Raw genomic sequence first — 547 nt, 5'->3', positions numbered from 1 at the left:
TTGTCCTCTCTTGACAGAACCGTTGTAGCACAGACCAACGGACATTAGGTGGTCTATTTTATGATCTTTGCGATGAAATTAGTGATCTCGATTGGGCTGTCGCACTAGGACAGCTACTATATAAGTTTTACTTAATAATCCGGCATATGAACACCGGCTATTCTTTTTAAAATTTGCTCAGAGGCCCCCTCCAAAAAAGCTAGAAAAGAAGAAACAGACTCTTGAATAGCTGCTTTGTTAGGATGGAATCGATTTTGGATGACGGTTTCTTTCAGCCATTTCCAAATCCGTTCAACGGGGTTCAAATTGGGCGAGTACTTCGGCAGAAAGAAACGAATGAGTCGATCCTCATGCTGTTCAAAAAAGGGCTGTAACTCTTTTGCATCATGAATACGAGCACGATCCAACACCATAATGATGACTTTATTTGGGTAATAGTCGAGCACATACTTCATAAAGGAATGAAAAGCTGGGGCTTTACAATTGTCAGCTACTTGGCAGAGAAAGTCGCCATTTAAAACATTGACAGCTCCAAATAGACTAACAG

General features: G+C 41.0%; 1 protein-coding gene. It reads right to left on the bottom strand.

The window, feature by feature from the left end; genetic code table 11:
* Positions 1-131 precede the first annotated feature (131 nt).
* Positions 132-547, bottom strand: a 416-nt coding sequence (locus tag ACYVL2_RS20100) for an IS630 family transposase (RefSeq protein ID WP_460546577.1), incomplete at its 5' end; no start/stop codon positions are given.

The organism is Glycomyces halotolerans (assembly GCF_054779575.1).
Note: the sequence above shows the minus strand (reverse complement) of the source record. Positions and strands in the feature narration are given on the sequence as shown.